The organism is Saccharospirillum sp., from assembly GCF_040881935.1.
Taxonomy (GTDB): Bacteria; Pseudomonadota; Gammaproteobacteria; order Pseudomonadales; family Natronospirillaceae; genus Saccharospirillum.
In genome coordinates, this window is the sequence record NZ_JBBECH010000056.1 from 54,507 (window position 1) to 73,005 (window position 18,499).

Consider the following 18,499-nt stretch of genomic DNA (forward strand, 5'->3'; position numbering starts at 1 on the left):
GCCGCCTGCAAGTGAGGTTGATTAACCCTGCACCCGTCACTTAATTTTGCGGTTTATAGCTGCCTTTAAAACTGCTCGATCACCAGTTGGTCGTTTTCCAGTCTTACCCGGGTGGGTCGATTGGGCTCTGCGTTTAAATCGTCCCGAACCTGATAGTTACCGGCAATGGCCAGCAAATCCGCATCCAGGTTCTGGCAGACAATTTCCGCCAGTGTATCGCCTTGCACGCCAGCCATAGCACGACCACGCAGGGCGCCATAGACGTGAATGCTACCGTCGGCGATTACCTCGGCGCCGGAACTGACCTGGTTCATAATCAGCAAGTGGGCACCACGCGCATATACTTGCTGACCTGAACGAACGGGCTGGCGGATCACCTGGGTTTCCAGCCCTGCTGGCGCCGAATCAGCCTTGTTGGCTCGTGCTGCCCGGTCTTTGTCGTCAACCCAGGCCAGGTTGAAGCGTTCACACCAGGGGGTGAGTGCCTCTTTCGGGCCAGCCAGGGCAAATACGACCAGGCGCTGTTCGCGAGCGAAGTCCAGCATCTGTTGCAGGGTGCTATCGTTCAGCTCGGCAAGCACGGCGCCTACATCAAGTGCCACTGGGGCCCGGTTGAACAGAGCGGGTGCCTGTTCCAGTTTGTCAGTCAGTCTCTGCGTGAAACTTGCCAGGTCGAGGTGATCTATGATCAGTCGCTGAATGGGCAGCATGCGAGCGCGCACGGTCAGGGGCTTGGTTTCAGTCATTTAGTGCGAATCCTGCAGCGTTGATTTGGCTTGGTGGTGATCCAGGTAAGTCTGCAAGGCCTGCTCCCGGTCGAGTTGCTGTTGTTGGCTGAGGTGCAGGCTCGGCTCGGCGACGCGGCTGGCGCAATCGGTCAGTGGGCAGCGTTCGCAGGTTTCGTGAACGTCCATTTGCGGCACGGTCGGGTCGGCACTGAACGCTACGGTGCTATTGAATCGTTCATCCATCAGGAACCCGAGGGCCATACCGGTATTGCTGTTTTGTCCCAGAGACAGTGGACGCACCACAGCGATGTTAAAGAAGGTCTGATTCTGGGCGATGAAGTGACTGCGTTGTGCGGCAATTGCCAATTTTGGGTCTTCTCCCGCCGCCTGACGTTCGCCCACGTCGTTCAGCAGGCCAATGGCCACCCAGCGTCGGCAATGGTGCTCGCTCGGGCCGATGCCGCGCGGTGTGAATACGGTGGTGGTGTTGAGTTCCTTGGCGATGTGAAACTGGTCGACTCCGGCTTTGTTGTGCAGGCGCATGTAGTGCATTTTGTGCAAGCCGAAATGGTGGGGCATCAGTTGCGACATGCGGTACACGAACATCTCTGGCGTCGCATCGTACTGATCCATCATCTGGCTGAGTGCATCGCCATCAAATTCTTTGTTGGCCAGCCAGGCTTTCAGGTCGGTCAGCAGCGCGGCCTCGGGAATCAGCAGGGCGCCGGCAAAATAGGAGGCTCTGAAGTTGTTGTGGACCTGCTCGAATGACTCCACCTTGATCCAGGATGACGTTAATGCGCGCTCCTCCAGTTCGAGAAAACGGTAACCAATTTCTTTAGCCAATACGAACTTTTGCTGCTGTGGCATCAGCCGGGAATTGACCACCAGCTTATTGGGCGAGACACAGAGCGAGCGCAGGGTCTGGAGTTCGGGTGTGGCGGAAAAATCGTCGTAGCTGACCCGGCACTGGTACTGGTCGAGCAGCAGGGATTCCAGCCAGGCGAGGCTGATCAGCGGCTCTGCTACCGGGAATTGCGTTCGAAAGGCTTCAGCTTGACCCTCAATTTCTTCAAAGTAATTCAGGTGCATCTTCTGGTAGGAGCGCAGCGACGCCAGCAGAAAGTGTTCGACCTGCATGTCGTACCCCCGGCCAATTTCGAGCAGCGTACGAACAAAAGCACCGGCTTTACTGGGGGAGTCGGTTACCAGATCGAATATATCGGAGAGGCCAATGCCAAACTGTTTTAGCGGAAAGTCGTTGAACAGCGGCGAGTTCAATAGCGCAGTGACCGGGTTCAATTCGTCATCGAGTTGCAATGAGACCAGCTCGTCGAAGGAGACGCTGAGCCCCTGGGCCAGTTGAATGATCTTCTCCGGTTTGGGGTATTTCTTGCCCTTCTCGATTTCACTCAGATAGGAGATGGACAGTGAGGTTCGTTCGCCCAGTTGCTTGAGCGATAAACCGGCCGCCTGGCGGTGTTGTTTGACCTTGATGCCGAGAATGAATCTCAGGCTTTCACTGTTTATCTGCATAACCCTTCCAAGTTCGCGGTGAGCGAAATAGCCTGCGCATTCTAAAGAGGAGGCCGTTGCAACACAATGCGGGGGCTGTGTGGACTCTGCCGGTGATTGACTCAATGTCAGGCGATTTTGACGGATCGGCTGTTTTTGGCGGGGTATTTTGATAAGCTTCAGTTTCTGCTATCCGGTGCTCAAGAAGAGCGCTGGCTTGCCACTGGCTAAATCCGAAGGATAACGGAGCCAGATCAGGCGTTTTCGCAGAATCCTATCATTCATTCACTAAGGAAAGGCGAATGGACAAACTGAATCGTGCCCGTCGTATACAATCGTTAATGCAACTCCTGCCGGAAAACCCTGAGCCTGAAGCTGGCTTGTACTTTGGTGAACACGTGATTCGTGTTGCGGGGCAACTGTGCCTCGTGGTGACACTGAAGGGCCGGATTGGTATTCGTGCAATTGCCCCCGAACTTGAAGCCGAACTGCAGCACGCCTGCGGTGACCAGCACTGGATTGCCCATGGAAAGGTCTATGGGCAGTGGTATTTGCTGCCAGAACCGGTGTATCAGGATGCAGGCCAGGTCTGCAGTTGGGTTCGCCAGGCTGCCGTCGGAGCGGCCCGGCTGTCAATGGGCAATCACTTCTTAAGACAGGTTTACCATGACTGATTTCGAAACCGATGGCGCCGTTGAACGGTACCCCCTGTTCCCAATGGGGGCTTTATTGTTGCCTGGGGCGTCTCTGCCATTGCAGATTTTTGAGCCCCGGTACCTGATGATGGTGTCGAGCAGCACCCGGGAGAACCGGCCCTTCGTGATCATGGTTGCGGAGCCGGGAAAAGACCGCAGCGGCCAGGGTTGTCTGGCGCGTATTGTTGATTTCAATCAGCAGGCCAATGGGCTGCTGGGTATTACCATCGTCGGTGCACAACGGGTTGAGGTCACTGCGGCCGCAAAAGATGTCACCGGGCTATGGTGGGGTGACGGCGTGCCGAGTGCTGAGCCAGAGGCGGATCCGGCGCTTGAGATGCGGGCGGCACTGCGCTATCAGCCGCTGCTGGACGCCTTACTGGAGCATCCATACCTGGCTGATCAGGTTGGGTTGCAGCTTGATTCGCCACGGGGCAGCGTTCATCAGTTAATGGTATGGCTGCCCCTGGAGCGAGAATTGAAAGAATCGTTGCTGGCTGAAGACAGCTTCCTGCAGCGGTGTGCCTTGCTGGAGTCCGCACTGGCGGAACTGTCCGGGTCGCTTGAATCACCGGATTAGTAACACAATATTCGGGGTTCATTGGGTGGCAATAGCCCGCTTCCGCAGCCAATTCATCCTAAGTCCGACAGACTCCTAGATCAATCGCTCAGTTCAGACGATACGCCTCATAGGCCATTGGCCAGGCGATAATCAGATAAGCCGCCGTAGTCAGCAATACCAGTAGCCAGAGCGGCAAGCTGTTCCGCAAGTCGGCCAGGGTGCGCCCCGATAGCCGGTGGAAAGCCTGAGTTAGCGCGGCCAGCAGCAGACCCAGGCACAAGCCTGCAACCACGTCAGATAACCAGTGGACACCCAACCAAACCCGGCTCAGGGCTTCAACCACCATCGCCATGCCGGCTGGCAGATACAGGTGCCAGCGGCTCATTGCCGGACGTCGCTGATTGGCGAACCCAGTGAGCAGACCCAGGAAAAGTGCGGTGCCAGCGGCGTGGCTTGAGGGGAAGGCGCCAGAGCCGGGTGGCAGGGCAACCAGGTCGGGTCTTGCCACATCAAAGGTGGCCTTCAGTAATGGAATGGCGCAGACCATGACGGCCGAACTGATCAGCAATATCGCGCTCAACCGATGTTGCCCGCTCAAAGAGGCCCAGAGAATGATTAACAGCCCGGTGAGTAGCATTATGAAAGGGTCGCCAAGCAGCGTAACCCCTAATGCAAAAGCATCGACTGCCGTGGCGCGCCAGGCTTCCACTTGGCTGCTTAACAAAACATCAGCGTACCAGGGGCGAGCAAAGGCCGTAATAGCGAACCCGGCGGCGGTAACGCTGGCCAGCAATAAGGCGGCATACGGAAAGCGTTCCGGCAAATGCCGTAACACCGGCAGCCAGCGAGCCATGCGGGGGTGCTCAGGGTGCAGGTGATGATAAATAGCCAGCAGCGCGATCAGAATCGCCAGGGCTGAGACCAGCAGCAGTGTCAGGGTTCGCATTGCCAGGCTTTGCGTCGCCAGAAAATAACTGGCTTCGCCCGTCAGGTAACCCGGTAGCATATAGATGGGTGCCCAGAACATGACGGTTATCAGATTGACACTGACAAACACCCGGGCGGGCATCGACAGACTGCCCGCGATCAGCGGTACTACCGGGCGAATGGGCCCTACAAACCGGCCGATAACCACACTCAGCCACCCCCAGCGCTGAAAAAACCAGATTCCATGCGACAACCAGTCTTCATGGCGCTTGAACCAGCGGTGTTCGTAAAGCCGGTGCCGGAGCCGGTAGCCGAGGTAATAGCTGCCCAGATCGCCCGCAGTCGCACCCAGTGCGGCGGCAGCCAGTACCCAGATCACCGGTATATTCAGATTGCTCGCCACTGCCGCCAGGCTGAACAGCATGACCACGCCGGGCACGAACACGCCGATCAGTGCGAAGGACTCGATAAAAGCGGTCAGGGTGATGGCGATCAGTACGCCTTCCGGATGGGACTGTATCCAGGCAATCATGGTGAAGGTTGGGCTACTCAGTTGAGTTCTTCAGATTCAAAAAAGGATGGTAAATCTTTGTCAGACGGATAAACAGCCGAGATCCTTCATAGTCGCAGCCGTTTCAAATCGCTATAATCGCGGGTCTGTATCAATAACGAGCTGTGTGGCTAGGCATGACAACCGTTCAAGACTACATGACCACCCTGGGTCGGCAGGCCCGGCAAGCGTCTAAGGCCCTGGCAAAAGCCAATACCGGCACCAAAAACCGGGCGCTGCAGGCCATGGCCCTGGTCATTGACCAGCAACGCGACGCCCTGAAACAGGCGAACCAGCGTGATCTCGACACCGGTCAGGCCAAAGGGCTCGACCCGGCCATGCTCGATCGTCTGGCACTGACCGATGCCCGTATTGACGCCATGATCGAAGGCCTCTACCAGGTCGCCGGCCTGGCCGACCCGGTGGGAGGTATTACCGATCTCGAATTTCGCCCCAGTGGTATCCAGGTTGGCAAAATGCGGGTGCCCTTGGGTGTAATTGGCATTATTTATGAGTCGCGCCCGAATGTGACGGTCGAGGCAGCGAGCCTGTGTATCAAATCCGGCAATGCGGTTATATTGCGCGGCGGCAGCGAAGCCATCGAATCCAACCAGGCGCTGGCCGGCTGTATTCAGGCGGGGCTGGATCAGGCGCAGTTGCCTAACACTGTGGTTCAAGTGGTCGGGACCACCGATCGCGACGCTGTGGGCGCGCTGATCACCATGTCCGATTATGTGGATGTTATCGTTCCGCGCGGCGGCAAACGCCTGATAGAACGCATCAGTCGTGAAGCCCGCGTCCCGGTGATCAAACACCTCGATGGTGTCTGCCATGTGTACATTGACGACGATGCGGATGTTGCCAAGGCTATCCCCATCGCAATCAACGCCAAAACGCATCGCTATGGCGTGTGCAACGCGATGGAAACCCTGTTGGTGGCGGAATCACGCGCGGCGGAAGTGCTGCCCGTGTTGGCCAAAGCCTATGCTGAAGAGGGCGTTGAACTGCGCGGTTGCGACCGCACGGCCGAACTGATTTCCTGCGTGCCCGCGACCGAAGAAGACTGGTCGACCGAGTACCTTGCGCCCATTCTGGCGATTCGTGTAGTGGCTGGGTTGGATGAAGCCATCGACCACATCAACACCTACAGCAGCCAGCATACAGACAGCATAGTGACGGAGAACTATACCCGGGGGCGGCGCTTTCTGACCGAAGTCGATTCAGCCTCGGTGATGATTAACGCCTCGACGCGCTTTGCCGATGGGTTTGAATATGGGTTGGGTGCCGAAATCGGTATTTCAACCGATAAGATTCATGCCCGCGGCCCGGTGGGGTTGCACGGGCTGACATCGCAAAAATATGTGGTGCTCGGAGACGGCCAGATTCGTGAGTAGTTCACAACGGCCATTGATGGCCCTGTTTGGTGGGACTTTTGATCCCTTTCATGATGGCCATGCCCAGCTGTGTGATCTGGTGCTGTCTCATCCGGAAGTGACCCAGCTCAGAGTGGTTCCCTGTCAAATACCGGCGTTGAAAGACGAGGCGCAGGCGACGCCTGAACAGCGTTTGGAGATGCTGGAACGATGGGTGGCGTCCCGTTCAGACGAGGACAGACTGTTGGTCGATGATCGCGAGTTGCGACGTCCAGGCCCAAGTTACACTCTGGATACCGTACGGGACCTGCATCTTGAATACCCTGACAGCCAAACAGTGTTTGTATTGGGTGCTGATGCCTTTGCCGGTATGGCCCAGTGGCGCGGCATTGAAGACTTGATTCAGGAGACCCATTTTTGGGTATTCGGTCGGGGCTCGCAGCCAATTGAACCCCCGGCGCTGCCATTGACCCAGGTTGAGTCATTAGCTGATCTGGGTCAGCACCGCTCAGGACTCTGGATCGCAGGGCCTTCCTCAGAGCGCGACTGGGCATCCCGGGAATTACGCGACAATACTCAGCAATGGCGATACGCGATTCCGGCACCCATTCAGGATTATATTCAACAACATGGGTTGTACCGAGACACCGACGAGTAAGGTCTCTCGGTACAATCTTCTTCAATTTTTCAGAGCATGGCGATTACTGCTGTGTTCGGCCACTCGCGGTACGCGGCTGAGTAACGGCTCCCTTTCAAAAAGGTGCCAGTGATCGGTGTCAGTTGCCGGGTGGTTCTGTCCGGGGAAGTCTGAGGCATGGACTAAAACGCCGGGAGCGTTTTAGCATGAGCGAAGCGAGCCTGAAGGGTGAATCTCACGGAAGGGATTCATATCCCGAAGCCTAGGCCCCATGGATGGGTTCACGCCGACCCCGGACAGAGCCACCCGGTAGCTGACACAAACTCAAGCGTCAACATAACGTGAGTTAATTAAAACAGGTGGACAAGGTACGAATGACCGATACAACTGATCGAAACGCACAACCCGAAGGTTTGACTGAGGCGGTGATCCGCGCTCTGGAAGACATCAAGGCGCAAGACATTCAAGTGATTGATGTGCACGACAAAACCGCATTGATGGATACGCTGGTGGTTGCCTCCGGTACCTCGAAACGGCACGTGTCTGCCGTTGTTAGCAGCGTCGCTGAAGACCTGAAAAAGCAGGGGTTTGTAGTGCGCGCACAGGAAGGCAGCAGTGATTCCGACTGGGTGCTGATTGACCTGACCGATCTGGTACTGCATGTGATGATTCCCGAGACCCGGGCGTATTATGACATAGAGCGGCTATGGTCTGGCGCGGGTCCCATGGGTGCTGAATCCGAGACCAAGCCTGACTGAATGGTATGAAGATTCGAATTTTGGCCATTGGCCCGAAAATGCCAGCCTGGGTAGATGCGGCTGTCGCTGAGTATCAGAAGCGAATGCCCAGAGAGTTGCCGGTTGAATTCGTTCCGCTGGCGCTTGGGCAGCGCGGTCGCAATGCGTCGATTGACAAGGCCATCGGGCAGGAAGGGGACGCCATGCTGGCAGCCATAAAGCCCGAGGATCAGGTGGTCGCGCTGGATTTGTCTGGCAAAGCCTGGTCGACCGAACAGCTGGCCGATCAACTGACGCACTGGCGACTTGAAGCGCGAGACCTTATTTTGTTGATTGGCGGTCCAGACGGACTGGACTCCCGCTGCCTGGCCCGAGCAGCGCAGCGCTGGTGCCTGTCGAATCTGACATTGCCACACCCGCTGGTTCGGGTGTTGCTGGCCGAACAATTGTATCGCGCCTGGACCGTGACCCAGAATCACCCCTACCATAAATGACGACCCCGACCGTATCTGACCGCCTGGGCGGAAACGTATTCGCAGACAACCCCGCAGCTTGTGCGGGGACAGAGTACTGATGTTATGTTGAACAGTTCACTCGACAATCGCGATCAAGAGCGGCGTCTCTTTCTGAACCGGATGACGGCTACCTTCATCTTGATTGCCTTGTTAATGCTGGTGCTGGTTGGTCGACTGTTTTACCTGCAAGTGATACAGAATGAACATCACGAAGCGCGGTCGCAAAATAACCGGCTCGAGGTATTGCCGATTCCGCCAATCCGCGGTTTGATCTATGACCGCTACGGTGAGTTGCTGGCGCGTAATGAACCCAGTCACACCCTGAGTGTCGTGGTTGAGCGCGCCGCAGATCTGGAATCCCTGGTTCAGGAACTTGGTGCACTGGTTGAATTGTCGGAAGAACAGGTATCCCGTTTTTTTGACCGGGTAAGCGGCTATCGTCGGCCTTTTGAACCCATTCCGCTTAAAGTCCGGCTAACAGAAGTAGAGATTGCACGCATTGCGGCTAATCGTATTTTTCTGGAAGGTGTGCAGGTCGATGCTGAACTGATTCGTCAGTATCCCTTTGATGAGCAATTTGCCCATGCATTGGGTTTTGTCGGTCGCATCAATCAGAAAGAACTGCGTGACCTCGATGTGGGTGCCTACGCAGGTACCCGTTTTATTGGTAAAGAAGGCATTGAAAAGCAATACGAAGATGCACTGCTCGGTGTGCCGGGATTTCAGCGGGTTGAGACCAACGCACGCGGCCGGATTATCCGGGTTATCGAGAAGCAAGCACCCACACCCGGGGCCAATCTGCACCTGTATCTGGATCAGGAGCTACAGGAAATGGCGTACGAGTTGCTGGGAGATCAGCGCGGCGCAATAGTAGCCCTGGAACCGGAGACCGGGGGGATACTGGCATTGGTCAGTAATCCGGGTTTCGATCCCAATTTGTACGTTAACGGTTTTCCGACGGAAATTTATAATGCCTTGCGCGACTCACCGGACAACCCCTTCCTAAACCGGGCGGTTCGTGGGCAGTATCCTGCAGCCTCTACTATCAAGCCTTTTTTGGGTTTGGCGGGTGTTGATCAGGGCTTTGTGACCTGGGACCACACTATTAACGACCCGGGTTACTACCAACTGCCGACTGATGATCGGATTTATCACGATTGGAAACGGGGTGGGCACGGCCGTGTGAACCTTCGCAAGGCGGTTGCAGAGTCTTGTGATACATACTTCTATCAGTTGGCCTATGACATGAAGCTGGAAGCCATTCATGATATTTACGATCAGTTTGGTTTTGGCAAGAACACCACAGCTGACGTATACAATCCGTTCAATGGGATCAACCCCAGCCGTGATTGGAAGCAAGACGAACACGGCTTTTCCTGGTACGCGGGTGATACCATTAACCTGAGCATTGGCCAGGGCTACATGCTGGCAACACCCATGCAATTGGCAATTGCGACCTCGGTTCTGGCGAATCGGGGTCGCTGGGTGACGCCGCGCTTGCTGATGCACAGCAATGATGAATCCTTGCTGGAGGCGATACCCGAGCCGCCGCCGGATGTCCATTTAAACAACGACGCGAACTGGGACCGAATGCACTCGGCCATGCAGGATGTTGTTCAAGGCGCGCGGGGAACGGCGCGGGCCTCTGGTCTGGGTGCTACCTATGATTATGCCGGAAAGTCGGGAACTGCTCAGCTTATTCGAATCGAGCGCGATGAGAATAACGAACCTATTGGTGAGGTACCGGAGCGACTTCGTGACCATGCCATGTTTATCGGCTTCGCACCGCTCGAAAATCCGCAGATAGCCGTAGCGGTATTGATCGAGAACGGTGGCAGTGGCAGTGGCGTCGCCGGTCCGATGACTCGTTCGTTGTTTGATTTTTATCTGAATCGCGAGATCAAACAATGAGTTTCACCAAGTACGTTCGCCAACTGCCTCAGCGCAGTATTGATAGCCGTCATAGCCTATGGACCCGGCTGCATCTGGACCCGTATTTATTGGCGGCGCTAGTGGCAGTCGCCCTGGGCGGGATGGTCGTTTTATACAGCGCGACCAGCGGTGACATGGGCGCGGTCTACCGACAGGCGGTCCGTTTTGGTATTGGTTTTCTGGTCATGATCATCGTCGCTCAGTTTGACCCGCGCTGGTTTCAGCAGTGGGGTGGCGCGGTCTATCTGTTAGGCGTCTTGCTGCTGGTGGCGGTTATCCTTACTGGTGCCCAGGCCATGGGCGCCCAGCGCTGGTTGTATATTCCCGGTCTGATCCGGTTTCAGCCCTCAGAGCTGATGAAGCTGGCGGTGCCGGTGATGCTTTCCTGGTATATTTCCCGTTATGGGTTACCCCCTCGTTATCGGGATTTGCTGGTGTCTGCGGTGCTGTTGTTTGTGCCGGTCGCCCTGATCATTGAGCAGCCGGATTTGGGAACCTCTTTGCTGATTGCCTCTTCTGGTCTGTTTGTAATTTTTCTGGCGGGTCTGAGCTGGAAATTAATTGTCAGCTTTAGCGCCATGGCCATTGGCATGATTCCTGTGTTGTGGATCTGGGTTATGCGGGATTACCAGCGTCAGCGGGTGTTAACCCTGTTTGATCCCAATGTCGATCCATTGGGCGCTGGCTGGAATATTATTCAGTCGATGACCGCTATTGGCTCTGGTGGAGTAACCGGAAAAGGCTATATGCAAGGCACTCAATCACAACTCGATTTCCTGCCGGAAAGTCACACCGATTTTATCATCGCGGTATTGGGTGAGGAGTTCGGGTTTGTCGGTACGCTGGTGCTGATCGCTCTGTACGCAGTCATTATTCTGCGTGGCATGCTCATCGCTGCTCGTGGTCGCGATAATTTCTGCCGATTGCTGGCGGGCAGTCTGACGCTCACGTTTTTTATCTATGTGTTTGTAAATGTCGGCATGGTCAGCGGTATCCTCCCGGTGGTCGGTGTACCCTTGCCTTTAGTTAGTTATGGCGGGACCTCCATTGTGACGTTGCTGGCCGGTTTTGGAATGTTAATGTCCATCAGTACGCATCAGCGAAACTAGATTATCTGTTTTTAATTCAATGTTCGGTCATCCAGTATCCGCTCATTCCGTTTCAGGATCAGCTTGCAGGCCGTCAGTTTCGATACAGGATGTGGACAGGAGAATGTATTGTCATGCGACAATTGTGGAGCGCACTGTTCGTCGGTGGCCTGTTGGGCTCGGCGGCCGTTCAGGCACAGGAACTATTAGAATTTCCCCGGACCGCCACCATCATTGAGGTGCTGGTGAGTGAACATGGATTTGATGCCGCTGAGGTTGAAGCCTGGTTTGCCGAGGGTGAGTACATAGCCCGGAACGTGGAGTCATTGGCAAAACCGGCGGAAACAACAAAAACATTCGCCGAATACCGGCCCATGTTTGTTTCTGATGAAACCGTAGAAAACGGCAAACGGTTCATGACGCAACAAGCCCAGTGGTTGTCTATGGCTGAAGAACGTACCGGTGTTCCTGCTGAAGTCATAGCAGCGATCATGGGCGTTGAAACCCGGTATGGAAACTATTTGGGCGTACATCGCACCTTCGATTCGCTGGCGACACTCGCGGTAACCGAAGGCCGGCGAGCGGACTATTTTCAACGCGAGCTGATCAATTTTCTGTTGATCAGCCGTGATCAGTCGTTTGATCCCTTGTCGGTAAAAGGCTCTTATGCCGGTGCCATGGGCTACCCCCAATTTATGCCGAGCAGTTATCTGGCTTATGCCGATGACCTGGACGGCGATGGCAATATCGATATCTGGAACGATCCGGTGGATGCCATCGGCTCCATTGCACGGTATTTGGGTGAGCACGGCTGGCAGCCGGGTGAGCCCATTGCCACTCGCGCGCACGTCAGCGGCGAGTACCGGCAGGTCGAGCTGAACAGTTTCGACCGGGATCGTACCCTGACCGAGGTAACGGCCCTGGGGTGGGACCCGCTGGTGTCTGCCGCCGACGATGCCCAGGTTCACCCGATTCGGCTGGATGGCGATGAAGGTGCGGAATTTTGGTTGGGTTATCGGAATTTTTGGGTAATATCCCGTTACAACCGGTCAATTGCCTATAGCATGGCGATTTTTCAATTATCTGAAGCCTTGCGCCTGTCACAGTAGCCATTGACGTGCGGGGGTTCGTGAGTGATAAGCCGGGTCTGGAGAAATAGACGACGGCATGAGGATGGTCAATGGTGAGTGTGAATTACCGGTCTGCCCGAATAAGTGGTGTATCCGTACTGACTGCCCTGCTTTTAACAGGATGTGCCGGGCAGTATGTGGCGCATGAGCCGGGCTCCGGTCAGGTCAGTAACGCCGGTCGTTACTCAATGGATCAGGACCGGGGGCCAGACCGGACACTGACTGCTGACCAGGTCAGCGAGGTAACGCCGCGCGTTGAACCCCGCAGTCGTCAGGGCAATGCCAGCCCCTACACGGTCAACGGTCGTCAGTACCAGGTGCTCGCCAGTGCCGACCGGTATTCAGAGGAAGGCCTGGCATCCTGGTACGGTGCCAAATTTCACGGTCACACGACGTCCAACGGCGAAGTGTTCGATATGTACCAGATCAGCGCTGCCCACAAAAGCCTGCCATTGCCGACTTGGGTGAGAGTCACCAACCTCGACAATGGGTTGACTATTGTGGCTCGGGTAAACGACCGTGGGCCTTTTCATCCGGGGCGGGTGATTGATATGTCCTACGCGGCAGCCGTCAAGCTTGATTTTGTCCATAAAGGGACTGCGCGAGTACGAGTGGAAACACTGGCCGGTCAGGAGCTGGATCAACCGGTGTATTTTGTTCAGCTTGGGGCGTTCAGTCAGCGCCAGTCTGCCCAAAACCTCCGTGACCAGATTGCAGGACAGATTGACGACAACGTGAAGGTTAGCGAAGGCGATTTCTACCGGGTGCGCATTGGCCCGGTTCAATACGATCGGGCGGAAGCCTTGCAGCGTGCCCTGACAACCCCTGAACTTGGCAAGCCCTTGCTGGTTGTCCCGAATTAACGCGGTGTTTGCCGGGTTATTATACGTTTTGTATACATGTGACTCGTTGCCCGTAGATGAAATTTTGCGTCGGGTTGATACAATGCCTTCGGGTCTGGCCGTGCCGAATCTGACGGCCAGGCCGTTTACCGTTTAACAGCGTCGACGCTATACGGGATAAATCCGGGTATAACGTCGCTCATAAAAAGGTTATTTCAGTGTTGAAGCATCGTTTTAAGCGTTGGACTTCTTTGTGTGTTGCCGGTCTGGCACTGGTTTCGGGCGCCGCGATGTCCGAAACCATCATTCCCTCTCCGCCGCAGCTGGCCGCCAGTTCCTACATCCTGATGGATGCAACCACCGGGCATATACTGGTATCGCACAATGCCGATGAACGGCTGCCGCCGGCCAGTTTGACTAAGTTGATGACGAGCTATATTGCTGAGCGGGAAGTCATTGAAGGCCGGATTGCACTGGATGACGAAACACTAATCAGCGTGAATGCCTGGCAAACCGGCGGCTCACGGATGTTCATTCAGGAAGGCCGGTTTGTCAGTATTGAAGATCTGCTGCGCGGTATCATCATCCAGTCGGGTAATGATGCCTCTGTTGCTATGGCTGAACATGTCGCTGGCAGTGAAACCATGTTTGCGCAGATGATGAATTCCTACGCTGATCGTTTGGGCATGGAAAATACCCAGTTTCAGAATGCTACCGGTCTTCCAGCCGATGACCATTACTCTTCAGCGGCTGACCTGGCCATCCTGACCCGACACATCATTGAAGATAATGCTGAATTTTACCCGATCTACGCCGAGCGCAGTTTTACGTTTAATGGTATCTCCCAGGCCAATCGCAATTCGTTGCTGGGTCGCAATCCGTCGGTCGATGGGTTGAAAACTGGCCATACTGAGGCGGCCGGCTATTGCCTGGTGTCCTCTGCCTTGCAGGATGGCATGCGACTGATCAGTGTGGTCATGGGCGCAGCGTCGGAAGAGGCGCGTGTTCAGGAGACCCAGAAATTGCTGACATACGGGTTTCGCTACTTCCAGACGGCCAAGCTGCACGATGGTGGTACTGAACTATACTCAGGGCGGGTCTGGGGTGGCCGCACCGACAATGTTCGACTGGGGCTGGAGGAAGATCTGATGCTGACCATAGCTCGCGGCGATGAGTCGAGCATGAACACGGTATTAAACATTGATCCGGTGCTGAAAACCCCCATAGAGGCTGGGCAACGGTTGGGTGAGCTGGTAGTGACTCAGGGCGATGAAGAGGTTGCCCGTCGTCCATTACTGGCTCTTGAAGCCGTTGAACCGGCAGGGTTCTTTGCCCGGATCTGGGATTATATCCTGCTGTTTTTCTTCAATTTGTTTAACGGGAGCTGAGCGGGTGACCCAGCAAGAGCCACCAAAAATTACCTTCCCCTGCGATGACTACGTGATCAAGGTCGTGGGTGATGTGCACGAAGGGTTCAAACCCTTTGTACACAGTGTGCTGGTGCGCTATGACAACCGTCTGGATGTAGCATCATTTTCAGTTAGTGCCAGTCGTAACGGCCGTTTTGAAAGTCTGACTGTTCGCATGCGCATTGAGCATGAACACCACCTGACGGAACTGTTTGAGGCGTTAAAAGCCGACGAACGGGTACGAATGGTGCTCTGAAGATGGCCAGCGAAGCGGTGATGAACGCTGGTACGAGGCCCCACCCAACACCACACTCCGTGATCATCAGGGACCTGGGGCGCGTGCCGTACCAGCGGACCTGGGAAGCCATGCAGGCCTTTACCCTGAATCGTGATGAACACACTCTCGATGAAATATGGCTGCTTGAGCATGACGCTGTATTTACCCAGGGCCAGGCAGGCAAAGCCGAACATCTGCTCAGCCCGGGAGACATCCCGGTGGTGCCGGTTGACCGGGGTGGTCAGGTCACTTATCACGGCCCCGGGCAGATGGTTGCCTATGTGTTGCTGGACATTCGTCGGTTAAAATCCGATGTCCGCAAGCTGGTGTCAGCGCTTGAAGACAGTGTGGTTAGCTTGCTGGACGGCTACGGTGTTGAAGCGGCCCCGCGCGCGGATGCTCCAGGGGTCTACATTGGTGCCGAGAAGGTGTGTTCACTGGGGTTACGCATCAAGCGCGGTTGCAGCTATCACGGTCTGGCGCTGAACGTCGATATGGATCTTGAGCCTTTTGTCCGCATAAACCCCTGTGGGTATCAGGGGTTGCACATGACCCAGGTAGCCGGCTGGGTGCAGTCACCGAACATGAACAGCATTAAGCAGCAATGGCTGAGCGCGTTTTGTACGCGGTATAATCTGCAGCCAGTTGATCCGGATGGGGATAGGGTGCATCGGGCTGAAACCGCCTGATTGGTACCTGTAGGCTCTTGTACCGGGTGATTTACATTCTCTAGTTAAGAGGCAGTGCGAACGGATGAGCGACACCAATCGAATTCCAGTGGTTCAAGTGGGCACCGGCACCAAGTTCGTTAACGACAAGGGTGTTAAAGCCATTAAAAATGGCGTCAAGCAACACCCCAATGCTCGGCGTTCCATGGACAAGAAGCCGGAATGGTTGCGCATCAAGCTTTCCAGCGGCCCCAAGTACGACAGTGTCAAAAAAATCGTTCATGAACACCGCTTGAGTACGGTCTGTGAAGAGGCCATGTGCCCCAATATTGGCGAATGCTGGAGTGCGGGTACGGCTACCATTATGTTAATGGGTGACGTCTGTACCCGTGCCTGTAAGTTCTGTGCGGTCGATACCGGTAACCCGAAGGGTTGGCTGGACCTGGAAGAGCCTGATAATACCGCTCAGTCGGTGGCGCTAATGGGGCTCAAGTATGTGGTTCTGACCTCCGTTAACCGCGACGATATCCCGGATGGCGGGGCCGGCCATTACGCGACGACGGTTCGGCGCGTTAAAGAGGTCAACCCGGATACCGCCGTTGAAGCGCTGACGCCTGATTTTCAGGGTAAACACGCCGATGTTGAAGCCGTAGTTGATTCCGGAGTCGAAGTGTTCGCCCAGAATGTTGAGACAGTCAAACGACTGACCCACCCGGTTCGGGACTCGCGTGCCAGCTACGAACAAACGCTGGATGTTCTGGCCCACGCCAAGCGGTACAAGCCCGAGGTGTTGACCAAGACCAGCCTGATGCTGGGTCTGGGTGAAACCGATGAAGAGATTTTGGCGACCATGGATGACTTGCGCACCAGCGGTGTGGACATCCTGACGCTGGGGCAGTATCTACAGCCGTCTATCAACCATTTGCCAGTCGAACGTTATGTTACTCCGGATGAATTCAACCGGTATCGTGATATCGGGCTCGAGAAGGGCTTCCTTGAGGTTGTATCCGGTGCCTTTGTGCGTTCCAGCTACCGGGCAGAACAGGTGCTGCAGAAGAACAACGTCGGTTTGGGTCATTGATCAACACCATAAAAGTGACCATTAATTGTCGAAATTTGGTCACTTTTATGGCTGTTTCATCGGTGTATTGTGGGGCAGAATATTTTTAGCGCTAATGGGTATTCTGGTGTATTTAGGCCGAGCGATAGATTTGGTCCATTAATTGACCATTCAGGCCATGTATCTGGTCTCCCAGAGTTACAGTCAGGGATTGGTAGGCATCGGTCTGGCAGACCGAGGGGTAGTAATCCGGGTGGGTGATGAACAGCTTGAAATCATCTGGTCGTTGCTTCCAGAATTGACGATAGGCATCGCCTTTATCGACCCCATGGTTCAATTGTCGCAGCAGATCTGGCGCAATGGCTTCCCACAGCCCCGCCACAATTTCTTGTTTATTGCGAAAGTAGTAGTAAATGGAAGGTGCTGCACACCCCGTTTCCGCAGCTATTTTACGCAGCGACAGCTTACTGATGCCTTGTTCGGACAGCACCTTTCTCGCTGATTCCAGTATGTTCTCTTTTTTAATCATGGCGTCAGTCATCCAAGTAAACAGCGTTTTAAAATCTAGCAGTGGTTTAGGGTCTTCGCTATGGCACGGCACGTGTCATTTTGTAACCCAGACGCCCGGGAAGCGGAGAAACGGGTCTGGGTTGGCGCATCAGATGCGACAGCAGCCCTGTTACCCAGTGATGTCGGAACCCTGTGCAAATTATTCAGAGTCATTCTGGCGGTCATTTGCGAATGCGCGCTATAATCAATTTCTTGTAAATATCACAGACTGCGGTATTTTCCAGTGGTCTGTAGCAGAGTTCTAAAGGGGAATTAGCGTATGGCAACCATCCTGGTCATTGATGACTCACCGAGTCAAGTGACAATATTTAAGAAAATCCTGGAAAAACACGGCCACACACCTGTGATTGCCGAGGATGGCGTGACCGGTGTGGCAGAAGCCAAAAGCATCTTGCCGGACCTGATCTTGATGGACGTCGTGATGCCCGAACTGAACGGGTTCCAGGCTACCCGAAAACTGACCAATGATCCGCAAACGGCGCACATTCCGGTGATTATTGTAACCACCAAGGATCAGCCGACCGATAAAGTCTGGGGTGAGCGGCAGGGCGCCAGGGGTTTTCTGGTCAAGCCGGTAGATGAAGCCGAGCTGATGGTGCTGATCAATCAACTTCTGCCCTAAGTCCGACAGGCTCCTCGGCCGTTTATTGAGCCGCATGAACGTTACTGACGATGCGGTTCAGCTTTTGCCAGACATAAAAAAAGCGCCAACAGGCGCTTTTTTTATGTGGCCGATGCTTTAATTTCAGGCATCGCGGAAATTGCGTTCCTGGCGTTCCTGGCGTTGCTTCTCTTCAGCGCACAACGTCGCTGTAGGGCGCAGCAGCAGACGACGGACGCCAATGGGTTCGCCGGTTACCGCACAATAGCCAAAATCGCCGCTGTTGATGCGTTTGATGGCATCGTCGATTTTCGGCAACAATTTGGTTTGACGATCCAGGAAGCGCAGGTTCATTCGCCGCTCTTCCTCGATGCTTGCTTTGTCCAGCTCGTCGGGTTCATTCTCGAAGGTAGCCAGCGTTTCACGGGCTTCTTTCAGGGAGGCGCGTACTTCATCGGCCTGCTCTTGCAGAAGATTGCGAAAAAACTCCAGTTGAGCGTCGTTCATGTACTCGTTATCTGGGGCTGCCAACAGCTGTTCTTGAGTCAGCATAAAGCGATTCCTGTGCTGTGATGCCGCCGGGTTAGGCCCGTGCGAACTGTGTTGCGATCTTGCAACCTGGCCGGTTTTGATCACGTTAGTGATCAGACTGCCTGTCCGGATAATAGGAGTGGACGCCGTTT

At 55.0% G+C, this 18,499-nt stretch carries 20 protein-coding genes; 15 read left to right on the forward strand and 5 right to left on the reverse strand.

The window, feature by feature from the left end; translation table 11 throughout:
• Nucleotides 1-65 precede the first annotated feature (65 nt).
• Both minC and WEB54_RS10310 read right to left on the reverse strand, forming a co-directional pair.
• Complete coding sequence (minC, locus tag WEB54_RS10305; RefSeq protein ID WP_368053997.1) at nt 66-746, reverse strand: septum site-determining protein MinC; 681 nt, start codon at nt 744-746, stop codon at nt 66-68.
• Nucleotides 747-2,264 carry a helix-turn-helix domain-containing protein gene (locus WEB54_RS10310; protein WP_368053999.1) on the reverse strand — a complete coding sequence of 506 codons (1,518 nt, stop codon included), beginning with the start codon at nt 2,262-2,264 and terminating at the stop codon, nt 747-749. It lies immediately after the preceding gene.
• A gap of 281 nt (nt 2,265-2,545) precedes the next feature.
• Between WEB54_RS10310 and WEB54_RS10315 the strand changes: the two genes are divergently transcribed.
• Together WEB54_RS10315 and WEB54_RS10320 are read left to right on the forward strand one after the other, a co-directional pair.
• The gene (locus WEB54_RS10315) at nt 2,546-2,917 is read left to right on the forward strand and encodes a hypothetical protein (protein WP_368054001.1); all 372 of its coding nucleotides are present in this window, start codon (nt 2,546-2,548) and stop codon (nt 2,915-2,917) included.
• Nucleotides 2,910-3,518, forward strand: coding sequence for an LON peptidase substrate-binding domain-containing protein (locus WEB54_RS10320; RefSeq protein WP_368055416.1), 609 nt, complete (start codon nt 2,910-2,912; stop codon nt 3,516-3,518). The genes WEB54_RS10315 and WEB54_RS10320 overlap by 8 nt, the downstream gene beginning before the upstream one ends.
• An 88-nt stretch (nt 3,519-3,606) precedes the next feature.
• On the opposite strand, the gene WEB54_RS10325 is transcribed toward WEB54_RS10320, so the two are convergent.
• A complete protein-coding gene (locus tag WEB54_RS10325) occupies nt 3,607-4,959 on the reverse strand; it encodes a VTT domain-containing protein (RefSeq protein ID WP_368055418.1) in 1,353 nt (450 codons plus the stop codon).
• Nucleotides 4,960-5,114: 155 nt separating this feature from the next.
• On the opposite strand from WEB54_RS10325, the gene WEB54_RS10330 reads away from it, so the two are divergent.
• The 12 genes from WEB54_RS10330 (at nt 5,115) to lipA (ending at nt 16,666) form a co-directional block, all read left to right on the forward strand.
• Nucleotides 5,115-6,371, forward strand: a complete 1,257-nt coding sequence (locus WEB54_RS10330; protein WP_368055420.1) for a glutamate-5-semialdehyde dehydrogenase — start codon at nt 5,115-5,117, stop codon at nt 6,369-6,371.
• Nucleotides 6,364-7,008 carry a nicotinate (nicotinamide) nucleotide adenylyltransferase gene (gene nadD, locus WEB54_RS10335; RefSeq protein WP_368054009.1) on the forward strand — a complete coding sequence of 215 codons (645 nt, stop codon included), beginning with the start codon at nt 6,364-6,366 and terminating at the stop codon, nt 7,006-7,008. Before WEB54_RS10330 ends, nadD begins: the two co-directional genes overlap by 8 nt.
• Nucleotides 7,009-7,361: 353 nt before the next feature.
• On the forward strand, nt 7,362-7,745 hold the full coding sequence (gene rsfS, locus WEB54_RS10340) for a ribosome silencing factor (protein WP_368054011.1): 384 nt from the start codon (nt 7,362-7,364) through the stop codon (nt 7,743-7,745).
• A 5-nt stretch (nt 7,746-7,750) separates the two neighbouring features.
• A complete protein-coding gene (rlmH, locus tag WEB54_RS10345) occupies nt 7,751-8,218 on the forward strand; it encodes a 23S rRNA (pseudouridine(1915)-N(3))-methyltransferase RlmH (RefSeq protein ID WP_368054013.1) in 468 nt (155 codons plus the stop codon).
• 84 nt (nt 8,219-8,302) lie between these two features.
• Entirely contained in the window at nt 8,303-10,150 is a 1,848-nt protein-coding gene (gene mrdA, locus WEB54_RS10350; RefSeq protein WP_368054015.1) for a penicillin-binding protein 2, read from the forward strand.
• On the forward strand, nt 10,147-11,280 hold the full coding sequence (gene rodA, locus WEB54_RS10355) for a rod shape-determining protein RodA (protein WP_368054017.1): 1,134 nt from the start codon (nt 10,147-10,149) through the stop codon (nt 11,278-11,280). Before mrdA ends, rodA begins: the two co-directional genes overlap by 4 nt.
• A gap of 113 nt (nt 11,281-11,393) precedes the next feature.
• Entirely contained in the window at nt 11,394-12,368 is a 975-nt protein-coding gene (gene mltB, locus WEB54_RS10360; protein ID WP_368055422.1) for a lytic murein transglycosylase B, read from the forward strand.
• Between the two features lie 71 nt (nt 12,369-12,439).
• Nucleotides 12,440-13,252, forward strand: a complete 813-nt coding sequence (locus tag WEB54_RS10365; RefSeq protein WP_368055424.1) for a septal ring lytic transglycosylase RlpA family protein — start codon at nt 12,440-12,442, stop codon at nt 13,250-13,252.
• Nucleotides 13,253-13,521: 269 nt separating this feature from the next.
• Entirely contained in the window at nt 13,522-14,619 is a 1,098-nt protein-coding gene (locus tag WEB54_RS10370) for a D-alanyl-D-alanine carboxypeptidase family protein (protein ID WP_368054023.1), read from the forward strand.
• Between the two features lie 4 nt (nt 14,620-14,623).
• Entirely contained in the window at nt 14,624-14,896 is a 273-nt protein-coding gene (locus tag WEB54_RS10375) for a YbeD family protein (RefSeq protein ID WP_368054025.1), read from the forward strand.
• Nucleotides 14,897-14,898: 2 nt separating this feature from the next.
• Entirely contained in the window at nt 14,899-15,606 is a 708-nt protein-coding gene (gene lipB, locus WEB54_RS10380; RefSeq protein WP_368055426.1) for a lipoyl(octanoyl) transferase LipB, read from the forward strand.
• 64 nt (nt 15,607-15,670) lie between these two features.
• A complete protein-coding gene (gene lipA, locus WEB54_RS10385) occupies nt 15,671-16,666 on the forward strand; it encodes a lipoyl synthase (protein ID WP_368054027.1) in 996 nt (331 codons plus the stop codon).
• Between the two features lie 112 nt (nt 16,667-16,778).
• Here lipA and WEB54_RS10390 read toward each other — a convergent pair whose 3' ends face one another.
• Complete coding sequence (locus WEB54_RS10390) at nt 16,779-17,174, reverse strand: TetR/AcrR family transcriptional regulator (protein ID WP_368054029.1); 396 nt, start codon at nt 17,172-17,174, stop codon at nt 16,779-16,781.
• Between the two features lie 300 nt (nt 17,175-17,474).
• Between WEB54_RS10390 and WEB54_RS10395 the strand changes: the two genes are divergently transcribed.
• Nucleotides 17,475-17,837: a PleD family two-component system response regulator gene (locus WEB54_RS10395; protein WP_368054031.1), complete on the forward strand. Its 363-nt coding sequence runs from the start codon at nt 17,475-17,477 to the stop codon at nt 17,835-17,837.
• A 123-nt stretch (nt 17,838-17,960) separates the two neighbouring features.
• Here the strand turns inward: WEB54_RS10395 and WEB54_RS10400 are convergent, their stop codons facing one another.
• Complete coding sequence (locus WEB54_RS10400) at nt 17,961-18,368, reverse strand: TraR/DksA family transcriptional regulator (protein ID WP_368054033.1); 408 nt, start codon at nt 18,366-18,368, stop codon at nt 17,961-17,963.
• Nucleotides 18,369-18,499: the final 131 nt, after the last annotated feature.